The following is a 2,298-nucleotide window of genomic DNA, read 5'->3' as shown; positions in this document are numbered from 1 at the left end:
AGGCTCGCCGCGTTCCCTCGCCAGCTCACCCGGTGTCTTGATGGGCGGCCGGGTCGACGGGACACGACCGGAGAAGTCGTCGAACTCGGTGATCCTCGGACGCTTGACCACGTCCGCGAACAGCCGTTGGAGATCCTCCTGCCGGAGCGTCTCCTTCTCGAGCAGTTCCCCTGCCACGGAGTCGAGGATCTCCCGGTTCTCCTCGAGGACCTTCCACGCCTCGGTGTGCGCGGCGTCGATGATCCGGCGGACCTCGTCGTCGATTGCCTTGGCCACCTCCGGGGAGTACTCGGAGCCCCCGCCGCCGCCGCGTCCGAGGAACGGGTCCCCGCCCTCGCCGCCGTACCTGACCGCCCCGAGCCTGGAACTCATGCCGTACTCGGCGACCATCGTGCGGGCGATCCTGGTGGCCTGCTCGATGTCCGAGCTGGCGCCGGAGGTCGGTTCGCCGAAGACGTACTCCTCGGCTGCGCGGCCGCCCATGGCCATGACGATCCGCGCGATCATGTCCGCGCGGGTCATGAGGGACTTGTCGTCCTCCGGGACGACCAGTGCGTGCCCCCCGGTGCGGCCGCGAGCGAGGATCGTGACCTTGTGGACCGGCTCCAGGTCCTCCATCGCCCACGCCGCGAGCGCGTGACCGGACTCGTGGTAGGCGGTGACCTTCTTCTCGTGCTCGCTGATCACGCGGTGCTTGCGGCGTGGTCCGCCCACGACCCGGTCGGTGGCCTCCTCGAGGATGTCGATCGAGATCTCGTCCCGGCCCATCCGGGCGGCCAGCAGCGCGCCCTCGTTGAGCACGTTGGCCAGGTCCGCCCCGGACATGCCGATCGTGCGCCGGGCCAGCGACCTCATGTCCACGTCGGCGGCCAGGGGCTTGCCCACCGAGTGCACGGCGAGGATGGACTCACGTCCGCGCAGATCCGGGTTGGTTACCGGCACCTGACGGTCGAACCGGCCGGGCCGCAGCAGGGCCGGATCGAGCACGTCGGGGCGGTTGGTCGCCGCGATCATGATGACCGTCTCGCGGTCGCTGAACCCGTCCATCTCCACGAGGAGCTGGTTGAGGGTCTGCTCGCGTTCGTCGTGGCCGCCACCGGTCCCGGAGCCGCGGTGCCGACCGACGGCGTCGATCTCGTCGACGAACACGATGCAGGGCGCGTTCTGCTTGGCCTTCTCGAACAGGTCGCGGACACGCGAGGCACCCACGCCCACGAACATCTCCACGAAGTCCGAGCCGGAGATCGAGAAGAACGGCACCCCGGCCTCGCCGGCCACCGCACGCGCCAGCAGGGTCTTACCCGTTCCGGGTGGCCCGTAGAGGAGGACGCCGCGCGGGATCTTGGCCCCCAGCCGCTCGTACCGCGCCGGGTTCTGCAGGAAGTCCTTGATCTCGTTGAGCTCCTCCACCGCCTCGTCCTCACCCGCGACGTCGGCAAAGGTGGTCTGGGGCATGTCCTTGGTGAACTCGACCGCCCTCGACTTGCCGACACCGAACAGGCCGCCCTTGCCACCCTGCATGCGGGTCATGAAGTAGAACAGGAGCCCGAAGAGGATGAGCATGGGCAGCAGGAACGACAGCATCTGGGTGAAGAAGCCCTGCTGGGTGACGGTGGTGTCGTACTTCTCCGGCTCGGCCGCGGCGACCCGGTCGAAGATCTGGTCCGCCGCCAGCTCCGGATACTTGGCGAGCAGCTGATCGGTCTCGTCGGCACCCTCCTCCGGGGTAATCGGCGACTCGAGGGTGAGCCGCAGCTGCTGCTCACGGTCCTCGATCGTCGCCTCACTGACGTTCCCGGCGTCGATCTGCGCGAGGGCAACCGAGGTGTCGACCTCGGTGTACCCCCGCTCGTCGTTCGCGAAGAACGAGAAACCGACGATCGCCAGGATGATGACGCCCGCGATCGCCACGTTGCGGAAAACGGTGTTGCTCTTACGTTCCATTCGGTCCTCGAGTGCGAAGGACGGCCCCGCCGGTCGGCGGACCTCGTGATGCGACCGACCTCGTCGCCTATCGCCCCAGGCTACCTGCGGGGCACGACAGCCGACCGTGCTGATCGCCGTGGGCGGACAGGCGATCGTGTCGTACGCGCCCCGTACCATCGGGCTCGTGATCACCCCCACCCCGCCCGCGTCCCGGACCGCAGAGGCGGTGCGGTCCGGCGCCGACACCGCGACGGGGGCGCTCGACGCCGCCCTGGACCGGATCGCGCACCTGGATCCGGCACTCCGTGCCTTCACCACTCTCCTCGGGACTGACGGCCGTGCGGCCGCGGCGGCGGTGGACGCCCGGGACGC

1 protein-coding gene and 1 pseudogene are annotated in these 2,298 nt (G+C 69.3%); one reads left to right on the top strand and one right to left on the bottom strand.

Translation table 11 applies throughout. From position 1 onward, the window contains the following. Nucleotides 1-1,944: ATP-dependent zinc metalloprotease FtsH (gene ftsH / locus G6018_RS09975; RefSeq protein ID WP_182639512.1), on the bottom strand; the 1,944-nt coding region annotated here is incomplete at its 3' end. 166 nt (nt 1,945-2,110) lie between these two features. On the opposite strand from ftsH, the pseudogene G6018_RS09970 reads away from it, so the two are divergent. Next, nucleotides 2,111-2,298: pseudogene (locus G6018_RS09970) on the top strand (amidase); the annotation flags it as partial.

It is taken from the genome of Dietzia sp. DQ11-44 (assembly GCF_014145205.1).
GTDB lineage: Bacteria > Actinomycetota > Actinomycetes > Mycobacteriales > Mycobacteriaceae > Dietzia > Dietzia natronolimnaea.
The sequence above is the reverse complement of the archived record's forward strand: the minus strand, read 5'-3'. Positions and strand labels throughout refer to the sequence as shown.